This window comes from Amycolatopsis sp. WAC 04169 (assembly GCF_003947535.1).
Classification (GTDB): Bacteria; Actinomycetota; Actinomycetes; order Mycobacteriales; family Pseudonocardiaceae; genus Amycolatopsis; species Amycolatopsis keratiniphila.
This window is the reverse complement of sequence record NZ_QHJI01000006.1, coordinates 21,758-43,324: the sequence shown is the minus strand read 5'-3', so window position 1 is coordinate 43,324 and position 21,567 is coordinate 21,758. Positions and strand designations below refer to the sequence as shown.

The following is a 21,567-nucleotide window of genomic DNA, read 5'->3' as shown; positions in this document are numbered from 1 at the left end:
CCACCCATGGCACGCGTCGACTACCTCAACGATCCCAACGCGCCGAAGGCGAACAGCATCGCGGTCGCGGTGTCCGTGTTCATCCAGGACGACGAGGGCCGGATTCTCATGATCCGGCGGACGGACAACGACCTGTACTCGATCCCTGGTGGGCAGCTTGAGCTTGGTGAGACTCTGGCTCAGGCCGCTGTGCGGGAGGTCCGGGAGGAGACCGGGATTGAGTGCGAGGTGACCGGGGTCATCGGCCTGTACTCGAATCCGAACCACGTCATCGCATACGACGATGGCGAGGTTAGGCAGGAGTTCTCAATCTGCTTCCGTGCGACAGTTGCTGGTGGCGAACTGCGAACCAGCAATGAAAGCAAGGAGGTGCATTGGGTAGATCCTGATCGGTTGAGGTCGCTAAAAATACACGAATCAATAAAGCTGCGCATCGGTCACGCACTTCGGGAACCCGGGCACCCCTTCTTTTCTTAGCTGACAAACGAGTCAAGTTGGGTTAAGAAATCGCGTACATCGTCGCATATTGCTGAACTGGGAATATGTTTCGATAGATCGATTGCGTTGACGCGTAGTCCTTGCAGTACATCCTTTGCTCGTACATCCATTAGTGCTTGAGGTGCGATGCGGGCAGTGAAGTTATCGCCGACGGCTATACCGTGCTTTTCGCGAAGATACTCAACAACCTCTTTCTCGGGCTTGCCGGTGCAGTCAGCTATTGCCGGAGGATATAAAAGGTAGGCTTCGATGTAGCGACGCCGCCACTTTCGTGCGTGAAAATCGGCTATGGTGGTATATCCAACGTCCACTAAATTGTCCCCGACAGACGCGATCGCTTCGTCGTCGCGATCTCGAAGACTGACTGCCACGATCCCGTGAATATCTTCGCAGAGGGCAGACCAGAGATTTCTTCTATCTCGTTGTGGAGCGGAGGAAAGCCACTCTACCCAGCTTTCATGCCAACGCAACCCTGCGGTTGAAGCAAGGTTCTGAAGAATTGGAACATCCGTCTTTCCTTCAATGAAGAGCAATCGCTTCGTGCTTCGAACCTTATCGATTCGAGGCGAGTAGTCCGATCCGAGACCTTCGAGCAACCCTACCTTCTGGTGGGCTTCACGCAGGTATCGAGCCCTGCCTCCTCGCCGAATTTCGAGAATGCGAGCCGGGCTAGCATGACGTAAAATCTCACTTGAATGCGTTGCTAGAAGAACCTGTTTTCCTCCAGAGTTTGCAATTTCGTCTAATCTGCGCAACATCTCTTGTTGTAGCGTTGGATGGAGATGCGCGTCCGGCTCGTCAAATAGTAATACGTCCGCATCGGGTGAAGTGGCTAGGGTGTAAACGCTGAGCCACTGCAAAAACCCGCTTCCTTCGACCATTAAGTCTCGGGGATTGTAGCCATTATGACGCTTCATCTTAAATTCGTCGCCAGTGCCTTTATCTACGAGAATCTCTATATAAGAGTGGTATTCTTCGCGGAAGTCTTTGACGATAAGCTCCGCGCCAAAGACGACGCGTAGCGTCTGCATTAGCTTTTCCCAGGGGTCGCTCTCGCGAAGCTGGCGCAAGTCGGGATCACTAATCTTTGTTCTTGGCTTTCCTGTGGACGTAGGGCGCGCTTGAAGTTCGTTGCGCATGGATTGGTTGGAAACGTGCATATCGAGCAGGAGGTTGCGTAATACTGCGCCCGCGAGGCCTTCGCCGATCCGGCGCCTTCTGATCGCTCCATTGATTCGCTCTTCTCGGGATCTGATTCCGGCAAATGGAGGAAGGTAGGCAATCCGAGGAGTTCTATCTTCTGGTACGAGGTTACTTGTTGCCGTCTTTACGAAGAGTCGGTCATTGGTGAGTGCGAGTCCAAAGCCTAATTCTTTTGTTTCTTGCCCATCCTTCCATTGGCAGGTGATCTTGAGAGTGTATCCGGGATCTGCTTCGCCTTTGGCGTGCGTAGTCTTAAGGTTGGTCCAAAGGTGTTTAAGGGACGGCACGTTGATTGGCGAGAACTGCTCATCTCCGAGGCCGAACCCGAGTCGTTTTAGGTTTGGGTCCGGCAATATTCCGTCGGGCCCCTTCTCCATTATGGTTGCTGTTCGACAAAATTCCCATACGGCCAACCCGTGCAGCAATGAAGTTTTGCCAGAATTGTTGCCTCCGGCTACGAGTGAAACACCAGGGTTTAACTCTATGGAAGTGCTTGCAAACTGTTTGAAGTTTTGAAACGTGACTTTTTCGATTGTTAAAGGGTCAAGTGGACTGTCGTCGTCAATATCGTCATCCGTCTCGCTGAAAAGAGGCTGAGTGTCTCCATGATTGGAGGCGTTAGATTTCATTCTGCACCTTTGTGAACGTGGCCGGTTCTGCCGAACTTGGCTCTATGGGATCAAGGCGCGCCGCCGTCGGCGGCGCGCTGGTCACCTTGCGTCCGCGTCTCGCCTGCGGGCGCACCTGCCCGACACGGCGGGCTGCCGCTCCGCTCCGCCCACCGGCCGGGCGGTGCGCCCGCTGAAGCCGTGGGCAGCTGTAGCCGCCGCCAGCGGCGCGCAGGTACGCCAATGAGCACGTCGGCCTCCTCGCTGAGACATTCGTGCCCGCAATGTCGCAAGAGGACTGACGGCTGTTACGCGGAGCCACCGCCCCGATGCCAGATCGTCACAACGGCCGTCACGCCGCGTCAAGGCGGGAAAGCGTGCCTTGACCCGACGCGACGGCCGCGTGGATGGCTTCGTATCGGGGAGATGGGGGAGGAGTGGCCAGGCCGTCTCCAGGCCGTCAGACGTCGGGTAGGGGCAAGAACACGCGAGAAGTGTCCAGCCCTATCCGTGCAGGTCAGCGACCGAGACAGCGATCATGCCGAGGTCAACGCAACCCCGGCATCAAAAGATCAACATGTAAGCCCTCGTGAGTGTTTCGGGTCGTTCTAACGACCCGAAACACTCACGACCAACGGGACCCAGAGCCCGCCGCAGCCCGACCGACCGGCGTGACCGGACGGCGAGTCGTAAAGCGGGCTAGAGCGTGTGCATGGCGATCAGTTGCCCGATGGCCCGGATGTTCGAACCCCGGAACTCCAGCCGTACGTTCCCCAGCCCGCTGAACCACAGGTCCAGTTCCGCGTCGAGGTCGAAGGTGCCCGCGGTTTCGATCGAGAAGGCCTGGATCCTGTTGTACGGCAGTGAGGTGAAGTCCTTCTTCTTACCTGTCATGCCCTGGACGTTCACCGCGATCAGCCGCTTGTTCGTGAACACCACGAAGTCGCGCACCGCCTTGAACGAGGAGATGATCTCCTCGCCGGGGATGATGATCGGCTGCACCGTCGGCGCGATGTCCTTCGGCTTGCACGGCGTGAGCTTGAAGACGGTGTCCTTGGAGAAGTCAATCATGTACCCACGATACGGACGAGCGCGACATCGGGACCCGTCCCCGGCGGGATCTCGCATAATGCCGGGGGATCAGGAGGAGGGACGATGAAGCGGCTCACGACGACGCACGAGAGCCTGGCGCTCGGCGTGCCCCGGTCGGCGCCCGGCGCGGTGTTCGCGCTCGCGCTCGCGGGTGGCGTGTCCGTCGATCCCGGCGAGGGCGGCGAGATCTCTTTCGGGCGTAATCGGCCGCAGGTCGACGTCTGTGTGGGGGAGAACGACCTGCAGGTCAGCCGCAAGCACGGGCTGCTGAACTTCACCGACGGGCGATGGTGGGTCAGCAACACCGGCCAGTTGCCCATCCGCCTGCCGAATTCGCGCTGGCTTTCCCGCGGCGAGGAGCCGATTCCCCTTTCGGACGGGTACACGCCGCTGTTCGTCCGCGGGTCGGGTAGGCGGGAGCACCTGCTCGAGTTGTACGTCGCGGGTCCCGAAGGCGGGCATCCCGCCACCCGGCACGACGACGTCACCGTGCCGCCCCGCCGCTGGCGCCTCAGCGCGGAGGAACGCCTGGTCCTGGTCGTCTTCGGGCAGCGTTATCTCCTCCACGACCTCAATCCGCAGCCGTTGTCCCGCCAGCAGACGGCCGAGGTGCTCTCCGAACTCAGACCCGGCGAGACGTGGACCGCCCGCCGGGTCGAGCACGTCGTCATCGACGTCCGGGGGCGGTTGTCCGCCGGCGGCGTTTTCGGGCTGAGGCGCGAGGAGGTCGGCGAGCCGGTCGGCAACGCGTTGAACGACAACCTGTTGCGAGAACTGGTGTTGTCCACGACGCTCGTCCCGCCGGACCTCGCCCTGCTCGAAGCGCTCGACTGAGTGTCCATAGAGGACTGTCAGCGCACGCCCTCCATCGCCGCCTTCGCGACGTCGCTGTCCTCGTCGGCCTTGGTGGCCACCTTGACCAGTGCCGCCGTGGCCTGATCCCGGCTTTCTTCGGCCTTCACGCGTCCCGCCGAGGCCGCGTTCACGCCGAAGAAGGCACCCACCACGGTGCCGATCACCGTCCCCGCCGCGGTGATCACCGCCGTCACGTCCGACGTGTTCGGATACCGCCACACCGCCGCGACCGCGATCACCGCGAGCGCGCTGAGGCCCGCCAGCACCGTCATGAAACCGTAGTTCCTGCTCATGGCCCGCTCCCTTCAGGCTCTTTGCGCCCATGCTTCGCCCGAACGGTGCCCGTTGTTACGGCAAAAGGCCGGACCGTTACCCGCCGATGCCGAAACGTATGTCGTGCCCGGAATCCGGCACTACGAATTCCAGTAGCCGCGCGCCCTCTTCGGCGATCGAATCCTGATCTCGCAAGGGTTCCCGCGATTCGATCGTCAGCGTCGCCCCGTTGATCGCCCAAATGGCCAGGAATTCACCATCGACGAGCAGCGTGCCCCTTCGGCCGCCGTTTCCCGGTGGCAGCGGCACGCGGCGGCCGTCGGGGATCACCCGTGCGCGGTCGGCGTGGGAGAGCAGGACGTTGTCGTACTCGGGAAGGAACCGCGGTGGCGCCGGGGTTTCCGGATCGGGGCGCGGTGCGTCGGGAAGGTCGAACAGTTCCTTGCCCTCGACGTCGGTGAAGGTGATCAGCCGCGGCCGCAGCCGTTCGAAGACCTCCTTCAACCGGGTGAGCCCCGACCAGAGCTGCGCGTCGCGGACGGTCGCCGGGCCGAACGCCCCGAGATAGCGCAGCACCAGGTCGTCGAGGGAGATCCCGGCCGTGATCGGTTCGCCGACCCAGTCTTCGAGCAGGGCGAACGCGGCGGGCCCGGTCTGGCCCCACAGGCCACGCGGGGTCACGTGTGCGAGGGGGAGCAGGCTGTTGACCGCGTAGCCGAGTGTCGGCTGGTCCGCGTCGGGCCATCGGGGCGCCAGCGCGGTCCGGATCTCGGCGCGGGTACGTGGCCGTTCGGCGAGCAGGGCCCGCCCCGCTTCGGCGATCGCGGCGAGGTCCAGCCCGGCGACCTCCCGCGAATAGTGGCCGAAGAAACCGCGCTGGACCACCGGTGCGAGGGTGGGCCACAGCGCGAGACCGTCGGCGGCCGTGACCAGGTGCACCGTGCCGCGCATCAAGGTCATCCGGACGACTTCGCGGGCGGCCAGCGGCTTCGCCAGCTCGTCCACCTGGAAATCGCGAAGCCGCGACCACAGCCCGACATACGACGAGTCGGGGGCCTGCGCCTGGAGGCCTGCCAGCCGCTCGATCGTGGTGACGGCGGGAAGATCGGCGCGATCCAGCAGGAGCTGCCTGGCCAGGGTCGCGCGGTTGAGGGCCCGGGGGCTGAGCTGATCCATTCGTCAGACGCACTTTCGCAGGAAGGAACGGAGGTCTTCGGCGAACAGACCGGGGACCTCCATCGCCGGGAAGTGGCCGCCGGTGTCGTACTCGGACCAGTGTGCCACCGGACCGTCCTGAAGGCTCCGGATCGTGGTGTCCCCGGCGAAGACCGCGATCCCGAGCGGCGGTCCGGCGGGCGCCTCGCCGCCGTCGTCCCAGCCGCCTTGGGCCATCTGCCGGTAGACCTCCATGCCTTCGTACACGGCGTGCGCGGAGGAAGCGCCGGCGCCGGTGAACCAGTACAGGCTCACCGCGGTCAGCAGGTGGTCGCGATCAACGGCGTCGTCCGGCAGTTCCTTGGCCGGATCGGTCCATTCGGCGAACTTCTCCACGATCCACGCGAGCTGGCCGGTGGGGGAGTCGTTCAACGAATAGGCCAGCGTCTGCGGTCTGGTTGCCTGCAGGTGCAGGTAGCCGAGACCGTCGGACTGGAACCGGTTGAAGCGTTCGCCGCGCTCGCGGTCCTTCTCGTCGAGGCCGTCGAGGTCGACCGCCGGGCCGAACGGCATACCCGCGCTGGTCCCGGTGAGGTGCGTGCCGACCACCCGGTGCGCGGCGATCATCGACAGGATGCTCGCGACCCCGGCGCCCGCGTCGGTGCCGTGGACGCCGAAGCGCTCGTAGCCGAGGCGGTCCATCAGCGTGATCCACGCCTGGGCGACGCGGAACAAGTTGCCGCTCACCGGGCTCGAGAATCCGTAACCGGGCAGGGACGGGATTACCAGGTGGAACTCGTCGCTCAGCTCTTCGATGACTCGCCGGAATTCGAACGGCGAGCTCGGCCAGCCGTGTGTGAGGACCACCGGCAGCGCGTCCGGGGCGGTCGACCGGATGTGCAGGAAGTGGATCGTCTGGCCGTCGATCTCGGTGGTGAACTGCGGGAACTCGTTCAGTTCCGCTTCCTGGGCGCGCCAGTCGAAGCCGTCGGCCCAGTACTCGGCGAGTCCCTTGAGGTAGGCGACGGGAACGCCTCGGCTCCAGTCGCCGGTGACCTCGCGGGGCCAGCGGGTGCGGTTCAGACGCTCCTTGAGGTCGTCGAGTTCGGCCTGGTCGATGGCGATGCGGAAGGGCTTGATCTCGGTCATGGGGCTAGATTAGGAACGATTGCGGAAAGGTTCGTTCCGCGATTGCGGACAAGGTGGAATTCATGGCGGAAACTTCGGCGAGACTGCTGCGGCTCCTGTCGTTGCTGCAGGCCAGGCGCAACTGGACCGGGCCGGAACTGGCGGAGCGGCTCGACGTCACGACCAGGACGATCCGGAACGACGTCGAGCGGTTGCGCGGGCTGGGCTACCCGGTCGACGCGACGCCCGGCGTCTCCGGTGGGTACAGCTTGGGCGCCGGTGCGGCCATGCCACCGCTGCTGCTCGACGACGAGGAGGCCGTCGCGGTGGCGATGGGCCTGCGCACGGCCGCCGGCGGGACGATCGCGGGGATCGAGGAGACGTCGGTGCGCGCGCTGGCGAAGCTGGAGCAGGTGCTGCCGTCGCGGCTACGGCACCGTGTCGCGGCGCTGAATTCCGCGACCCTCGCGGTGCAGGGCGGCGGGCCCACGGTCGACGCCGAAGTGCTCTCCGCCATCGCCGGTGCCTGCCGTGACCGCGAGACCCTGCGCTTCGATTACGTGGGGCACAACGGATCCGAGACCCGAAGGCAGGTCGAGCCGCACCGCGTCGTGCACATGAGCCGCCGGTGGTACCTCGTCGGCTGGGACGTCGACAGGCAGGACTGGCGCACGTTCCGCGCGGACCGGGTGCGGCCGCGTACGCCGAACGGACGCCGTTTCGAGGAGCGCGAACCACCCGAAGGCGGCGTGGTCGCCTACCTCCAGCGTGGTGTGGGCGCGGCGTTGTGGCGGCACCACGCGACGATCCGGCTGCATGCCCCGGCCGCCGAAGCCGCGGCGAAGGTGCCGCCCGCCGTCGTCGTCGAAGCCGTCGACGAGCGGACCTGCCTGCTCAAAGCCGGGGCGGACACGCTGGAGTATCTGGCGCTCTACCTGGGCCTGCTCGACGCCGATTTCGAGGTCGTCGACTCGCCGGAATTCGCCGGCCACCTGCGCAAACTGATCGGGCGGTTCAGCCGCGCGGTGGGTGCTTGACGTCGAAGACCAGCTCCGGGCGCTCCCAGGCGATCTTCGGCGGGTTGGGCGGTACGACGCCGACGCGGCGGGCGCCCATCCGCTCGTAGAACCCGGCAGCGGGCGGATGCGACACGACGCGGACCTCGGTCATGCCGAGCTCCGCCGCCTGCCCGAGCATGTGCTCGACCAACCACGCGCCGATGCCCGTGCCCTGCGCCGAATCGGCGACGAACAGCAGGTCGAGCTCGGCCGGGTACTCGATCAGGCTGTAGAAACCGACCACGTCCCGCTGCGCGTGCGCGACGTACGCGGGATGGGTGGCGAGGTAATCCTCGGTGACCTGGTAGCCGTCGAGGATCGAGGCGTATTCCCCTTGGTAGGCGGCCGATTCGTGCATCAGCGCCGTCAGCCTGCCGGCGTCGGAAGCGCTTGCCCTGGAGATGCGGTAGCTCGTCACGAGCGCAGCTTAGAACGTCACACCGACAATTCTTGACCTCCAGCTATCTAGAGGTATCAGGCTGGGTTCCGACAGCTGGGGAACGAACTGGAGGAACGAGATGAAAGCGGCCGCGTTCACGGAAGCCGGTGGCCCGGAGGTGCTCCGGGTGCTGGAGCTGGAGGAGCCGCACGCCGGAGCGGGGGAGGTCCGGGTGCGGATGAAGGCGGCGGGGGTGCAGCCGTACGACGCGGCGGTGCGGGCGGGCTGGGAACCCGCGGGGATGGAGCTGCGTTGGCCGCGTGTCCCGGGGAACGAGTTCGCCGGGGTCGTCGACGAGGTCGGTTCCGGGGTTACCGGCCTCGTCGCGGGGGCCGAGGTGCTCGGGTTTACCGCGGTGCAGGCGTACGCCGAGTACATCGTGGTGCCCGCGGAGAACGTGACGCCGAAGCCGGCGGAGATGCCGTGGGAGGTCGCGGGCGGGTTCACGGCGGGGACGCAGACGGCGTACCTGGCGCTGGACGCGCTGCGGGTGGCCCGTGGCGAGACGCTGCTGATCCACGGGGCGGCGGGCGCGGTGGGCACGGCCGCCGTCCAGCTCGCCGTGCTGCGCGCGGCGAAGGTGATCGGGACGGCGAGCGAGGCGAACCAGGAGTACGTCCGTTCGCTCGGCGCCGAACCGGTGGTCTACGGCGACGGCCTCGCCAACCGGGTGCGGGCGCTCGCTCCCGCCGGGATCGACGCGGCGCTGGACGGTGCGGGCGGGGTCGCCTTCGATCTGTCGCTGGAGCTGGTCGGGAATCCGGACCGCGTGCTCACGCTGGTCGAGCACGGCCGCGCACCCGAGGCGGGAGCGCGGCTCGTCACCGGGACGCGGTCGGCCGAGCGGCTGGGGATGCTGGCGTCGCTGTACGTCAAGGGAGAGCTGCGTTTCCTCGTGCGGCGGACGTATCCGTTCGGCGAGGCCGCGGCGGCGCACCGCGAGATCGAGACCGGGCACGGGCGGGGGAAGATCGTGCTGACCTTCCCCTAGCGGGCCGATCGGGGGCGTGGGGGGCGCCCTCGGTCAGGTGCAGGAAACACTGACGATCTTGACCGTCACCTTGGTCTTCGAGGACGGTGTCGAAAGAACCGAGCGGTGTGCGGTCACGCTCGTTCCGACGAAACTGAGCGTATCGGTGACCGTGCCCGACTCGTCGCCTGTGATGTCGTAGGTCAACGAGCACTTTCCGTGGCTTGCCATGGTTTCCGCGGAGCCCTTGTAGGTCAGGGCGGGTTCGACGACCACGCTGCAGCCGGCGGAGCCGAAGCATTTTTTGGAATATGTCTTCAGATCGAGGGTGAAATCCGCTGGAGTGAGCGGTGGCGGACTGGGCGTCGTCGGTGCCACGTAGGCGGGCGGGGTCGCGCGTGTGGAGCTTTCATAGGAGCCATCGGCCAGGACCCAGCCGCTGATGCCTTGGCACGGCGGCTTGAGTGTCTGGTCCCGGCAAGGTGATGGGGTCGATTTCGACGCGACCTTCTTTCCGTCGCGTTCGTTGCTGAGTAGTACGAGTGTCAAGGTCGCCGTGAGCGCTGCGACGACGATGGCGGTAGCGAGTATCCACGGCCAGCGTCGGGGTTTGGCCGGACGCGCGGCCGGTTCGGGTGGGATGTACATGGCGCTCTCCCGCTTTGTGGTGGTGCTTGCCGGACGTACTCGTTCGATCCGCGCGCGGCGTTACGACAACTCCTGTCGGCATCACCCTTCAGTGGCAAATGTGCGCTCTGACTGTCGCTTAAAATTACGAACACGTGTTCGATTTCGCGGTGTATTATTGAGAGGTGTCCGAGACTTTCCTTCCTGAGTTGCCGCAGGAGCTGTGGCGCGCCGGCAAGCTGGAGCTTGCGCATGGCGTGCAGCAGTCGTTGCAGGTGATTCGCATGGCGACCGCGGCGTTGTCGCGGTTCCTGGCGGAGATCGAGAATCGGGGCGTCAAAGACTTATACGGGCATGGCAGTACGGCCAGCTGGTTCGCGGAGGTGGCCGGGCTGTCGCGCGGCGAGGCGGGCGCGGTGGTGAAGCGGGCTCTCGCCCTGAATCCCACCCGGGCTCTGGACGGGAGCGAGGTTCCGCCTGTCGCTCCCGCCACTGCTGCTGTCGCCGCTCAGGGGTTGGTCGGGGATGAGCGGATCGATCAGATCCTGGAGATCTTGAAGAACCTCCCCGCCGACACCTCTGCCGAGGACCGGGCGAGTGCAGAGAAGATCCTGGCCGAGCTTGCCCCGAACGCCGGTCCCCGCCAGCTCGTCGAGGCCGAGGCGAAACTGCTGGGCTGGCTGAACCCGGACGGCAACGAGCCGAAGGATCCCGAGCCCAAAGAGCCGCGCCGCGAGATCACTCTGGAGCGCCGCAGGGACGGGTTCTGGAAACTCACCGGCCTGCTCGACGACGAGACCGGTGCCCGCACCGCCGCCGCCCTGGAGGCGCATGCCCAGCCACGCCCCGTCGACGAGTTCGGGCAAGCGGATCTGCGGATGAAGTGCGAGCGAATGGGCGACGCCTGGGTCGAGCTCCTGGACCTGGCGATCGCCTGCCCGGACCAGCCTGGAACCAGCGGCTACCGCACCCTCGTCCACGTCACCATCGGACTCGAGGAGTTGAAGTCCGGTCTCGGCACCGCCTGCCTGGACTTCGTCGGCACGATGACCGCCCGCGAAGCCCGGCTCGCCGCCTGCGATTGCCTGATGCTGCCGGTCGTCATGAGCTCCGCCGGAGAACCCCTCGACCTAGGACGCCTCCGAAGATTCGTCACGCCCGGCCAGAGACGCGCTTTGAACATCCGAGACAGTGGCTGCGCGTTCCCGGGCTGCCATCGGAAACCCAAGAACTGCCACGCCCACCACATTCACCACTGGGCAGACGGCGGACCGACCGATCTCCGAAATCTGGTCCTGCTCTGCGGCTTCCACCACCGCCTGATCCACCACGGCGACTGGGAAGTACGGATGGCCGCCGACGGCCTACCGGAATTCATCCCACCCCAATACCGGGATCCGCTTCGAAAACCGAGACGCAACACCCTGCATCACGTCTAGGCCGCGAGGAGCCCGCCAGCCACCCAGGCGACGGGCCCCTCGCCATGCCCGACGCCGCGCAGACTCAAGACGCTAAGCCCGGCGCAGCTTCCGGATCACTCCGCGCACCACCAACGGCGTCACAATGGCCACGAACAGGACCAAAGCCGCCCAGCCCCCGAAACCGCCGAAACCGCCTTCGTCGTAGGCCGCCGGTGCGGCTTCCCGCCAGTTCTTCGAGCCGCCGCCCGCCGATTCCTCGTCGGGGTTCGCCGTCGCGGTCGCGGTCTTGTCGCCGGTGGCCGGGCCGGTGCCGGGCCCGGCGGGCTTGCTCGGCCCGCCCGCACCCGGCCCGGCCGCGGGTTTGCCGTTCGGGGCGATGATCCCGGCGGTCACCAGCGGGTCGGGCGGGCTGGCGGCGCCGGCGCCGAGACTGCCGCGGAAGGTCGGGTTGGCGCAGTTGCCCGCGTTCAGCTGTTTCGGCGGCTGCCCGGTGAGCCGCGCGTTGGAGTTCATGATCTCCTGCGACAGGTTCGGCGGCAGCGGCGAGTAGCCGATTCGGGCCATGTTGATCTGGCCGTCGCAGGCGACGTGTTCGAGGAACGCGGTCATGGTGTCGGTCTTGCCCTGGTCGCCGTAGCCGCCGCGGCAGGTGTCCCGCCCGCTCGTACACGGCATCATGATGTAGGAGTACGCCGAAATCGGGTACGTCTTCGGATCCGTGTTCGAGTAGACCTTGTCGAGTTTCTGGCTCAGGTCCGGGCGGAGTTCCGCGAACTTCAGCGCGGACGCGATGTTCTCCGCGTAGGGCTGCGTGTACTGGCCCGCGCCGTTCTGCACCCAGGCCGCCGGCACGTTGTGGCGCTGCGCGTAGGCGAATTCGTCGTAGGCGATGGAGAACGGGATGGTCGCCTTGCCGATGGCCTGCGCGATCTGGTCCGAGTCCGCGAGCAGCCGGTACCAGTCCGCGTCCGGTCCCCGTTCGGGCAGCTGGATCGGGCGCACCCCGGCGGGCAGGCTGCCCATCCCGTTGCCGACGTTGCGGGAGACGAAACGCTGGTAGGCGTCGGGGGCCGCGTGCGCGATGAAGTCGTAGAACAGCGCCGTCGTCCCGGATTGCCCGGTCCGGCCGACGAGCGTGATGGGCTGGTCCGGCAGGGACTTCCCGCCGTTGGTCGCGGTGATCGCCGGATCGCTCCAGCGGGTGATGTCCCGGCTGAAGATCCGGCCGATCACCTCGCGGGTGAGATGCAGGTAGTCGACCCGCTTCCCGGCCTGGTCGGTGACGTTGTACATGACGGCGACCGCGCCGGCGACGTCCGGGACGTACTGGTAGCCGCGGGTCTGCGCGGTCACGCCGCCACCGCCGGCCGCGAGGAGCGACGACACTTCGGCCTCGGTCCCGCCGAAGTCGACCGTCCGGTCGCCGTACTGGTTGACCCCGGCGGGCGAGTTGGTGGCCGAGTAGTTGACCGGGATCCCCCGCGACGTCGCGCCGTTCTGCCAGTCGGTCATCGCCACGCCGACGTAGCTGGACCCCGAGCCGGTGACCCGGCTGAGCGCCGCCGCGCCGGGCGCGCCCGCCACGGAGATCGAGAGCAGGAGCGCCGAGATCCCGCCCAAAGCGCCCAGCCTGCGCAAGGTCGTCATCCGAATCGCCCGTTCACGTAGTCGTAGGTGCGTTCGTCCGACGGCGCGTTGAAGATCGTGTCCGTCGGACCATGCTCGATCACCCGGCCGGGTTCGTTCTCGGCCGCGAGGAAGAACGCGCAGTGATCCGAAACCCGTTGGGCCTGCTGCATGTTGTGCGTGACGATCACGACGGTCACCTCGTGCCCGATCTCGGCGATCGTCTGCTCGATCCGCCGGGTGGACGTCGGGTCGAGCGCGGAGCAGGGCTCGTCCATCAGCAGCACGTTCGGCTGCACCGCGAGCGAACGGGCGATGCAGAGCCGCTGCTGCTGCCCACCGGAGAGGGCGCCGCCGGGCGAGCTCAGCCGATCGCGGACCTCACGCCACAGCCCGGCGCGTTCGAGACTCTGTTCCACGAGCGCGTTCTTGTCGTCGCATTTGACGCCGGCGAGTTTCAGCCCCGCGAGCACGTTGTCCCGGATGGACATCGCCGGGAACGGGTTCGGCTTCTGGAACACCATGCCGATACGCAGCCGGACCTGCTGCGGCCGAGTCCCGTCGGCGTAGATGTCCTGGCCGTCCAACAGGACCTCGCCGGTCAGCGACGCCGACGGGACGAGCTCGTGCATCCGGTTGAGGATGCGCAGGAAGGTCGACTTGCCACAGCCCGACGGACCGATCAGCGCGGTCACCTCTTTGGCGGGCATCCGCAACGACACGCCTTCGAGGACCAGCCGGTCGCCGAACCAGGCGCCGATCTCGCGCGACTCGAGTTCCGCCGCGCCGGGCGGGGGACCGCCGGTCAGGGTGACCGGCGGCCTCCCGTCCACAGTGGACAAATCGATGGTGTCGGTCACCGGTTCTCCTTCGTTCTTTTCGCCTTGCGCTTCGACCGGTCGCGTCCGACGATCCGCGCGATCGCGAACAGGCCGAAGATGAGCAGGATCAGCACGAGCGCGCCGACGTAACCGCGCTGCTGGACGTTTTCCAGCGGCTGCTTGATGAAGCGGAAGATGAACAGCGGGATGCTCTCCTGCGGTGCGGAGAACGGGTTGGCGTTCATCGCCAGCGAGCCGAACGAGGTGAACAGCAGCGGTGCCGTTTCCCCCGCCACCCTGGCGATGCCGAGGATCACGGCGGTCGTGACGCCGGTGCGCGCGGTGGGCAGGACCACCGACCACACCGTCCTCGCCCGGCTCGCGCCGAGTGCCAGCGACGCCTCGCGCAGGCCGTCCGGGACCAGCCGGAGCACCACGTCCACGGTCCGCGTCACCGTCGGCAGCATGACCATCGTCAGCGCCAAGGTGGCCATCAAACCGTTGTAGCTGAACAGTCCCACGCCCGCCTGGATACCCGGGATGATCAGTGCCGCGTAGATGAACAGGCCGGCCACGATCGACGGGAGACCGCTCATCGCGTCGACCATGATCCGCACCGGACGGCGGAACCGCGACCGGGTCTCGTTCAGGAAGATCGCGGTGAGCACGCCCAGCGGAACGACGAACACCAGGGTCAGCGCGGTCTGCTGAAGGGTGCCGACCACCGCGTGCAGACCACCGGTCGCGGTGACCGGATCGGTCGGCGCGACCGCAGACATGTCGTGGGTGAAGAAGCCCAGGCGCAGGTACGGGGCGCCCTCGATCACGATGTAGGTCAACAGGAACAGCAACGGGACGAGCAGGGTGAGCGCCCCGGAGACCACGATCGTCGACACGATCCGGTCCGACGCGGCCAGTCTGCCCAAACGGTCGCGGGTGACCAGGTAGAGCATCGCCAGGTACAGCAGGTACGCGACGATCAGATCCGCCAGCCAGCCGGGGGAATCCAGCAGCAGGTGCATGACGAACCAGGTGAGGAGCGTGGCCGACACCGCGCAGCCGAGCGCCGCCAGCCGGTCCTGCCGGGTGGTCTCCGACGGGCGGCGTTTGACGAGTTTGCGCGGAGCGGACGAGACCGGGGGCGTGGTCGTCGTGGTCATCAGGCATCCACTCCCGCACCGGACCGGCTCTTCGAGATGATCACCGACGCGGTGAAGTTCGTGGCCAGGGTGAAGACGAACAGCACCAGCCCCGCCGCCATCAGCCCGGACAGCGAAAGGCCGGAGGCGCCGGAGTTGTTGGCGATGAACCCGGAGATGGTCGCGCCGCCGAACTGGAGGATGTGTTTCGTGATCTCCGGAACCTGGGGCAGCAGCAGGGAAACGGCGATCGTCTCACCGAGCGCGCGGCCGAGCCCGAGCATCGAACCGCCGATGATGCCGCCCCGGCCGAAGGGCAGCACGACCGTTTTGACCATCCCCCAACGTGTACTGCCCAGTGCGAGCGCCGCTTCCTTTTCCCCGGGCGGGGTCTGCGCGAACACCTCACGGATCACCGAAGTCGTGATCGGCAGGACCATCAGCGAGACCACCAGCCCGGCGATGAACATGGACTGGATGTACAGCGTGTTCTCCTTGGACGCGAACAGCGGGAACCAGCCGAGGTTTTCGGTCAGCCACGTCGAAACGGGGACGATCTGCGGGCCGAGGAAGCTGAATCCCCACAGGCCGTACAACAGGCTCGGGATGGCGGCGAGCAGGTCGACGAGTCCGGTGAGGAACCCGCGGATCCGGCCGCTGGAGTACTCGGTGATGAACAGCGCCGCGAGGATGCTCAGCGGCACGGCGACCAGGACCGCGATGAGCGCGACCACGATCGTCCCGTACAGCAGGCCCAGCACGCCGAGTACTCCGGAGGCGGGGTCGAACCGGATGGTGGTGAAGAAGCCGAAACCGCTGTTGTCGAAGGCGGGTCCGGACCGATAGACCAGGAAGAAGCCGATGACCAGGAGGATGCCCAGCATGGCCAGCCCGGCGCCGGTGGTGACCCGGCGGAACGCCCGGTCGGCCCGGGAAAGGACTTCGGTGATCGCCCGCCGCACCGGTGCTCCCGGTGGGGACGGGTCGGGCCGGGGTGGCGCGACGGTCACGAGCGGCCTTCCTTCGTATCGGTGAGCAAACGTGTTCAGGGCACACCACTTCGCCCCTCGATGCGGCCAGTATGTGGTGCTCAATCCCGGGAAAGGTGTCCAAGCGGAGAACGCCCGACGGGGCGAATGTGAATGTGTGCCGGGGCGGGTCCGGGGACGGTTGACCCCGAACGGGCGACTCGGGGACGTTGGTTTCGGCGCGGCTCGTGATCGAGCCCGCTCTCCGCCGTATGCCCGCGCACCCTGGGGGTCGTTCGTGTTCTTCGTCCGTGCGAGACAAGTCGGGATCTTGCTGATCTGCGGCGTGCTGATGGTCACGGGAGTGTCCGTCCCCGCGGCGCAGGCGCAAGCGCCGTCGAATCCGCCGCACACCCTCAAAACCGAGCCCGCCGATCTGTCGGCGGCCCGCAACGGCGACCCGGTGCGGATCACGGTGTCGGGATTGACGAGCGGTGCGCAAGCGTCACTGAAGGTCTGCCCCGCGGTCCTGCCGGACAATCTGATCAAGGTCGGCGCGAGACCGCCGTGGAATCGGGAGACTTCCGTCAACGCGCGGGTCAACGCCTACTGCGGAGGGTTGAAGGACGAGTTCATCGCGAACGCGGCGCATATGGACAGTGCCACCGGCCGCCGCAGCAGCAGAACCGGCGACATCGTCGTCGACACCCAGATCCCGCTCGGTTCCTCCACCCCGAAACCGATCATCTGGGACCCGCTGTACACCACCTTCAACAAGAACGCCGAAGGTCAGGCGGACAAGCCGCCCACGGTTTCCTGGGCGGCCAATCCCGACGTCGTCGATCCGGCGACCGGCGCGAAGACCCGCAACAAGTATTCGTTCCGGTGCGACGAGAACAATCCCTGTGCGATCGCGGTCACGATCACCGCGAAGAACGCGGACGGCGCGTTCGTGACCTGGATCGACAGCTCGATCCGCTTCACGCCGTCGCAGCAGGAGCTCGGCGTCAAGGGGTGCAAGGGCGCCGGTCAGCACACGCTCGGTGCCAGCATGCCGGAGCGGCTCGGCCGGGCCGCGGTCGCCTGGAACCAGGCGCTCTGCGCGCCCACCCAGGCCGAGCAGCCGCTCAACATCGTGAGCGAGACGGAGAACGCCGGCCTGACCGCTTTCGACAAGGGCACCTCGGATCTCGTCGTCACCGGCAGCGGGAACGCGCTCGCCACACAGACCGTCCGGGACCGGCAGTACATCCCTGTCGGGATCAACGCGGCCGTCGTGGCCGCCGTCGGCTGGTCGCCGACCGACACCGACGACAACGGGAACTCGCTCAACGCGAAGTTCACCGGCACCCTGCGGTTCACCCACGACGAACTCGCGAACATGATCACCAAGGGCGGCCAGGAACCCGATCTCGACGGCCGGGGCGGCATCTTCCGGAACGGCTCCCCGCTCGTCGACCGCAATCCCGGGCTCGTCTCCGTCACGAGGGAGAACGAGGCGAACGCGGCCAGGGCGAGGGCGGGCGCCGAGAGCCTGGACTTCTTCGGGGTGACCGGGGAATCCGGACCGGGCACCGTCCCGCTCGCGTTGAGCAAGGTGCTCGCGGAGGCCGCGCCGTCGGCCTGGGTGTTCCCGAAGAAGGGAAAGGAATACTTCGGTGAGCTGGACGGGAAGTCGCCTGGGGTGATCTCCGATCTGAACGCGCTCGACCCCGGCGCCTTTTCGCTGCACAACGTCGACGCGAAAACCGGTCAGCTCGCCGTGCGCAAGACCGTGCAGAACGGTGTCGTCGGAACGGGATTCGTCTGCACCGGCGGCTGCATGAGCTGGGTGATCACCGATCTCGCGACGGCGAGGGCCTACGGCTGGGCGCCGGTCGCGCTTCCGGACGGCAAGGGGAACTTCGTCGCGCCGACCAAGGAAAGCCTGCAGCTGGCGGCCGATTCGATGCGGGTCGGCGCGGACGGGACCGTGCAGCCGGGCACCGCGACCAAGGACGGCGCGTATCCGCTGACCTTCGTGGAGTACCTGGCCGCGCCGGTCAATCCGTTGATCGACGCGACCTGCAAGCCGATGACCGAGAAGCAGGCGCAGCTGAAGGCGGTCGCCGGGCTGGCGAGCGGCTACGGCCAGTCGCTGCTCCCGCCGGGGATGACCCCGTTGAGCCCCGGTCTGGCGGCCGCCGTTCCCGCGCGAGTGGCCAAGATCGGCACCGGGACGGTCCAAGAAGCCTGCCAGGAAAGGGAAGAAGCGAAGAATCCGCCACCCGCGGGCGGGACCGGCGCCACGACGGCCGCCAATTCCTCGCTGACCGGTCCCTCCGGGGGAACGGGTTCACCGGCCGGGACCTCGTCGCCCGCGGCCGCCACCGGACCCGCAGCCGCGGCCGCTCCGACCCCGGAAAGCGTGCTGGCGGCCAAGAACCTCGCCGAGTCGATCGACATCCCGAAGTTCGCCGGGGCCGGGGTGCTGGGCGCGCTCGTTCCCTTGGTGGCGCTGGTGATCCTGGCGACGCTCCCGTCCGCGACGGCCTACGTCGCCGCCGGGCGCCCGGTGCCGAGGTGGCTGGTCGTCGCGCTGGCCGAGATCGCCGCCGCGTTCTCGATGCTCTTCGGTCTCCTGCGGCGGAAGACGGCCGGAGGCGCGGCGTGAGCACCACCGTCGAAGAGAGACAGGGCGAACCGGAAACCCGCTTCCTGGATTTCGGCCCGGGATGGGTCGGCGCCGTCCTCGCCGCCTGGCTGGTCACCACCTTGGTGGCACTGTCGCTGGTCGTCTACGCGCTGGGGCCGATGCTTCAGGCGAGCGACCAGCGGAAGGCGCTGGGCGAGATCCGCGGCGAGATCGGCCTGGCGCTGGGCGCCAGCCAAAGCCTCTTCGGCGCCGCTCCGCCCACCGAACCGGTCGAGTTCGGCAAGCCGGTCGCGGTGCTGGAGATCCCCGCGCTGAAGGTGCAGCAGGTCGTCGTCGAAGGCGCGTCGAGCGGCGAAACCGCGTCCGGGCCCGGCCACGTGCCGGGCACCGCCGGGCCGGGGCAGCCGGGCAACGCCGCGATCGTGGCGCGCAACGCGGGTTACGGCGGGCCGTTCGGTTCGCTGGAGGCGCTGGAGCCCGGTGACGAGATCGTCGTCGCGACGACCCAGGGCAAGTCCGTCTACCGGGTGACCGAGAAGGCCACCCGCCCGCTCGACGAGGGAACCGACTACGGCAAGACCCAGAACGACCGGCTGACCTTGGTGACGTCGGCGTCGTGGTGGCCGCTGGCGTCGGCGGAAGCGACCGTGGTGACCGCGGTGCTGGAGGGCAGGCCGTTCCGGCCCACCCCGCAGAACGGCAAGGCGGACACCCAGGACGGCCGGACCGGTGACGGCGACGCGTGGGCCGGGCTCGTGCTGGCCTTCGGCGGGTTCGTGGCGGCCGCGGCCGGGGCGACGTTCCTCTACCGCCGGTGGCGGCCGGTTTCCACCTACGTCATCACCGGCCCGGTGCTGCTCACCCTGGCGTCACTGGCGGCTTTGGCGCTTTGGCGACTGTTTCCCGCTTGGGCTTAGCGCGATTTCGGTCTTTTCGGACCGAACTCACTCCCACGATGTGGATCTTCCCCCGATACCGACTTTGGTCGGTGGACTCCTCACTGATCGCTCTTTAGATTCTCCCCATTACACCCGGTCAGGGGTAATTCATTCGGGCGGCCGAAGGAATTCCTGTCACGGGCTGTGCCGTGTGGGAACAGGGAGAGAATTCGATGAGCAGATTCAGCCGGGTGGTCACATGCTCGGTTCCGGTCGCGGTCGGCGCTTTGCTGCTGTCGACGGCGGTTTCGGGTGCCCAGCCGTCGGAAGAGGTGCGCACCCAGGCCGGGATCAGCGCCCTGCAGAGCATCAAGAAGAGCCTCACCCCGGCTGAGCGCAAGCAGTCGAGCCAGCTCGTCGTCGAGAAGCGCCTGCGTGCCGACAAGGGCCTGGCCGGCAAGCTGCCCGAGTACCGGACCGGGCTGGGCGTCAGCGACGCCGGCACGGTCGCGGTGGACATCAAGGGCGCCGGACAGTCCCTGGTGGACGCCGTCAAGGCGGCGGGCGGCACCGTCCGTTACGCCTCTCCCACCGGCGCGATCCGCGCCGACCTCCCCCTGAACGCCGTCGACGCGATCGCCGGACGCGGGGACGTCGCCGAGGTCAAGGCCGCTTCGCAGGCCATGACCTGGAACGAATCCGCGCCGCAGGACCGGCGGCAGGCCGCGGTCAAGCAGACCGCCGCCGCGCTGCAGGTCGCCGAGGGCGACAAGGCGCACGGCAACGACACCGCCCGCACGAAGTACGGCGTCACCGGCGCGGGCCAGAAGGTCTGCGTGCTTTCCGACGGCATCAAGTCGCTGAAGGCGTCCCAGACCGCAGGCGAGCTCCCCGCCGTCGACGTGCTCCCCGGCCAGGCGGGCAGCGGTGACGAGGGCACCGCGATGCTGGAGATCATCCACGACATGGCGCCCGGCGCCGCGCTCGGTTTCGCCACCGCGTTCACCAGCGAGCAGAGCTTCGCCGACAACATCCGTGCCCTGCGGAACACCGGCAAGTGCACGATCATCGTCGACGACGTCTCCTACTTCGACGAGTCGCCGTTCCAGGACGGCCCGGTCGCGCAGGCCGTCAACGACGTGACCGCGAACGGCGCGCTCTACTTCTCCTCCGCGGGGAACTCGGGCAACCTGACCGACGGCACCAGCGGCTACTACGAGGGCGATTTCCGCGGCTCCGGCAGCAAGATCTCCGGGATCACCGGCACGCCGCACGACTTCGACCCGAGCGCCACGACCCAGCTGTACAACGCGCTTTCGCCGAACTCGGTCGGCCGCTACGTCACCCTGTTCTGGTCCGACCCGTGGGGCAAGGCCACCAGCGACTACGACCTGTTCGTGCTGAACTCGTCCGGTGCGGTCGTCGCCTCCAGCGAGGGTGCGCAGAACGGCACCCAGAACCCGTACGAGATCGCTCAGGTCCCGGCCAGCGGCTCGGGCTTCAAGGTCGCCGTGGTCAAGTACAGCGGCTCCGACCGGTTCATCGCGCTCAACGTGATCCGCGGCCGCTTCGTCGCCTCGGGTGACCTGAAAGCCTTCAGCACCAACGGTGTCACCTCCGGCCACTCGGCGGCGGTCAACGCCTTCAGTGTCGCGGCCGCCCCGGCCGCCGGTGCCTTCGGCCGCGCGCTCGAGGCCGGTGACCCGGCGAACCCGGCCGGTCCGTACCCGGGCCTGTTCACCGTCGCCAGCAAGTGGGAGCGGTTCACTTCGGACGGTCGCCGTCACCAGTTCTACAACCCGGACGGTTCGGTGATCACCCCCGGCAACGTGTCCTCGACCGGTGGCGCGACGCGGAACAAGCCGGACATCACCGCGGCCGACGGCGTCGCGACCTCGGTGAGCGGTTTCCAGCCCTTCTTCGGCACTTCGGCCGCCGCGCCGAGCGCCGCCGCCATCGCCGCGCTGCTCAAGCAGGGCAAGCCGGCCGCGACCCCGGCGGAGATCCGCAACGCGCTCGTGTCGACCGCGATCGACCTCGGTGCCCCGGGCTTCGACCCGGTCACCGGCGCGGGCGTGATCATGACCGGCCCGGCGCTCGCCGCACTGGGCGTCGCCCCGAAGTAGTCCTCTAGCGCGTGAAGGCCCCCTTCCCTCGGCTCAGCAGAGGGAAG

19 protein-coding genes are annotated in these 21,567 nt (G+C 67.1%); 8 read left to right on the top strand and 11 right to left on the bottom strand.

The annotated features are described in order from the left end of the window. The first annotated feature begins 6 nt into the window (after window positions 1-6). A complete protein-coding gene (locus DMC61_RS16405; protein ID WP_125690005.1) occupies window positions 7-477 on the top strand; it encodes an NUDIX hydrolase in 471 nt (156 codons plus the stop codon). On the opposite strand, the gene DMC61_RS16400 is transcribed toward DMC61_RS16405, so the two are convergent. Next, on the bottom strand, window positions 474-2,330 hold the full coding sequence (locus DMC61_RS16400) for an AAA family ATPase (protein ID WP_125690004.1): 1,857 nt from the start codon (window positions 2,328-2,330) through the stop codon (window positions 474-476). The two genes, DMC61_RS16405 and DMC61_RS16400, sit on opposite strands and share 4 nt — an antisense overlap. A gap of 678 nt (window positions 2,331-3,008) precedes the next feature. Further along, complete coding sequence (locus DMC61_RS16395) at window positions 3,009-3,380, bottom strand: PH domain-containing protein (RefSeq protein ID WP_043848634.1); 372 nt, start codon at window positions 3,378-3,380, stop codon at window positions 3,009-3,011. A gap of 84 nt (window positions 3,381-3,464) precedes the next feature. Between DMC61_RS16395 and DMC61_RS16390 the strand changes: the two genes are divergently transcribed. Then, window positions 3,465-4,235, top strand: coding sequence for an FHA domain-containing protein (locus DMC61_RS16390; RefSeq protein WP_125690003.1), 771 nt, complete (start codon window positions 3,465-3,467; stop codon window positions 4,233-4,235). A 17-nt stretch (window positions 4,236-4,252) separates the two neighbouring features. On the opposite strand, the gene DMC61_RS16385 is transcribed toward DMC61_RS16390, so the two are convergent. The 3 genes from DMC61_RS16385 to DMC61_RS16375 all read right to left on the bottom strand — a co-directional run bounded on the left by DMC61_RS16385 (window position 4,253) and on the right by DMC61_RS16375 (window position 6,833). Then, complete coding sequence (locus DMC61_RS16385; protein WP_016332181.1) at window positions 4,253-4,549, bottom strand: hypothetical protein; 297 nt, start codon at window positions 4,547-4,549, stop codon at window positions 4,253-4,255. 76 nt (window positions 4,550-4,625) lie between these two features. Further along, on the bottom strand, window positions 4,626-5,705 hold the full coding sequence (locus DMC61_RS16380) for a winged helix DNA-binding domain-containing protein (protein WP_125690002.1): 1,080 nt from the start codon (window positions 5,703-5,705) through the stop codon (window positions 4,626-4,628). Between the two features lie 3 nt (window positions 5,706-5,708). Further along, window positions 5,709-6,833 (bottom strand): epoxide hydrolase family protein, encoded by a 1,125-nt coding sequence (locus DMC61_RS16375; protein WP_125690001.1) that lies wholly within the window; start codon window positions 6,831-6,833, stop codon window positions 5,709-5,711. Between the two features lie 62 nt (window positions 6,834-6,895). Here DMC61_RS16375 and DMC61_RS16370 point away from each other — a divergent pair, with 62 nt between their 5' ends. Further along, window positions 6,896-7,849, top strand: coding sequence for a YafY family protein (locus tag DMC61_RS16370; RefSeq protein WP_063272761.1), 954 nt, complete (start codon window positions 6,896-6,898; stop codon window positions 7,847-7,849). On the opposite strand, the gene DMC61_RS16365 is transcribed toward DMC61_RS16370, so the two are convergent. After that, window positions 7,827-8,288, bottom strand: a complete 462-nt coding sequence (locus DMC61_RS16365) for a GNAT family N-acetyltransferase (protein WP_063272735.1) — start codon at window positions 8,286-8,288, stop codon at window positions 7,827-7,829. The genes DMC61_RS16370 and DMC61_RS16365 overlap by 23 nt on opposite strands. A gap of 100 nt (window positions 8,289-8,388) precedes the next feature. Here DMC61_RS16365 and DMC61_RS16360 point away from each other — a divergent pair, with 100 nt between their 5' ends. Then, window positions 8,389-9,300: an NADP-dependent oxidoreductase gene (locus tag DMC61_RS16360; protein ID WP_125690000.1), complete on the top strand. Its 912-nt coding sequence runs from the start codon at window positions 8,389-8,391 to the stop codon at window positions 9,298-9,300. 33 nt (window positions 9,301-9,333) lie between these two features. Here the strand turns inward: DMC61_RS16360 and DMC61_RS16355 are convergent, their stop codons facing one another. Then, a complete protein-coding gene (locus DMC61_RS16355; RefSeq protein ID WP_125689999.1) occupies window positions 9,334-9,927 on the bottom strand; it encodes a hypothetical protein in 594 nt (197 codons plus the stop codon). A 164-nt stretch (window positions 9,928-10,091) separates the two neighbouring features. Between DMC61_RS16355 and DMC61_RS16350 the strand changes: the two genes are divergently transcribed. Further along, a complete protein-coding gene (locus tag DMC61_RS16350) occupies window positions 10,092-11,345 on the top strand; it encodes an HNH endonuclease signature motif containing protein (RefSeq protein ID WP_125689998.1) in 1,254 nt (417 codons plus the stop codon). A 72-nt stretch (window positions 11,346-11,417) separates the two neighbouring features. On the opposite strand, the gene DMC61_RS16345 is transcribed toward DMC61_RS16350, so the two are convergent. The 4 genes from DMC61_RS16345 to pstC are packed head-to-tail and all read right to left on the bottom strand — an operon-like array spanning window position 11,418 to window position 15,923. Next, entirely contained in the window at window positions 11,418-12,974 is a 1,557-nt protein-coding gene (locus DMC61_RS16345) for a substrate-binding domain-containing protein (protein WP_199750012.1), read from the bottom strand. Continuing rightward, window positions 12,971-13,762, bottom strand: coding sequence for a phosphate ABC transporter ATP-binding protein (locus DMC61_RS16340; RefSeq protein WP_192746877.1), 792 nt, complete (start codon window positions 13,760-13,762; stop codon window positions 12,971-12,973). Before DMC61_RS16340 ends, DMC61_RS16345 begins: the two co-directional genes overlap by 4 nt. 47 nt (window positions 13,763-13,809) lie before the next feature. Further along, a complete protein-coding gene (pstA, locus tag DMC61_RS16335; RefSeq protein ID WP_125689997.1) occupies window positions 13,810-14,934 on the bottom strand; it encodes a phosphate ABC transporter permease PstA in 1,125 nt (374 codons plus the stop codon). Continuing rightward, window positions 14,934-15,923 (bottom strand): phosphate ABC transporter permease subunit PstC, encoded by a 990-nt coding sequence (pstC, locus tag DMC61_RS16330; RefSeq protein WP_063273146.1) that lies wholly within the window; start codon window positions 15,921-15,923, stop codon window positions 14,934-14,936. The genes pstA and pstC overlap by 1 nt, the downstream gene beginning before the upstream one ends. A 256-nt stretch (window positions 15,924-16,179) precedes the next feature. Between pstC and DMC61_RS16325 the strand changes: the two genes are divergently transcribed. The 3 genes from DMC61_RS16325 to DMC61_RS16315 all read left to right on the top strand — a co-directional run bounded on the left by DMC61_RS16325 (window position 16,180) and on the right by DMC61_RS16315 (window position 21,520). Beyond that, window positions 16,180-18,534: a hypothetical protein gene (locus DMC61_RS16325; protein WP_125689996.1), complete on the top strand. Its 2,355-nt coding sequence runs from the start codon at window positions 16,180-16,182 to the stop codon at window positions 18,532-18,534. Further along, complete coding sequence (locus DMC61_RS16320) at window positions 18,531-19,433, top strand: sortase (protein WP_125689995.1); 903 nt, start codon at window positions 18,531-18,533, stop codon at window positions 19,431-19,433. Before DMC61_RS16325 ends, DMC61_RS16320 begins: the two co-directional genes overlap by 4 nt. 194 nt (window positions 19,434-19,627) lie before the next feature. Continuing rightward, the gene (locus DMC61_RS16315; RefSeq protein ID WP_125689994.1) at window positions 19,628-21,520 is read left to right on the top strand and encodes a S8 family serine peptidase; all 1,893 of its coding nucleotides are present in this window, start codon (window positions 19,628-19,630) and stop codon (window positions 21,518-21,520) included. Window positions 21,521-21,567 lie beyond the last annotated feature (47 nt).